This is a genomic window from Brevibacillus sp. HB1.3, assembly GCF_013186635.1.
Classification (GTDB): domain Bacteria; phylum Bacillota; class Bacilli; order Brevibacillales; family Brevibacillaceae; genus Brevibacillus; species Brevibacillus brevis_D.
Genome location: NZ_JABMIT010000043.1, coordinates 1 through 226, shown reverse-complemented (window position 1 = coordinate 226; position 226 = coordinate 1). Strand labels below are relative to the sequence as shown.

At 42.0% G+C, this 226-nt stretch carries 1 tRNA gene; it reads right to left on the bottom strand.

The window, feature by feature from the left end:
• Positions 1–87: 87 nt before the first annotated feature.
• A tRNA-Ala gene (locus HPY31_RS28585) sits at positions 88–163 on the bottom strand.
• Positions 164–226 lie beyond the last annotated feature (63 nt).

The following is a 226-nucleotide window of genomic DNA, read 5'->3' as shown; positions in this document are numbered from 1 at the left end:
TTTCTGTAGTCACTAAAAAGTACTTACAGTTAATATCCTTAGCAATTTCATGCAATATCCAGTTTTCAAGGAGCATATCTATTCTTTTGGTGGAGCTGAACGGGATCGAACCGATGACCTCCTGCTTGCAAGGCAGGCGCTCTCCCAACTGAGCTACAGCCCCATCACTATATAAGCGAGGGTTATACTCCCTCAAAACCGGAAAGAAAATAATCTGTGATTGATA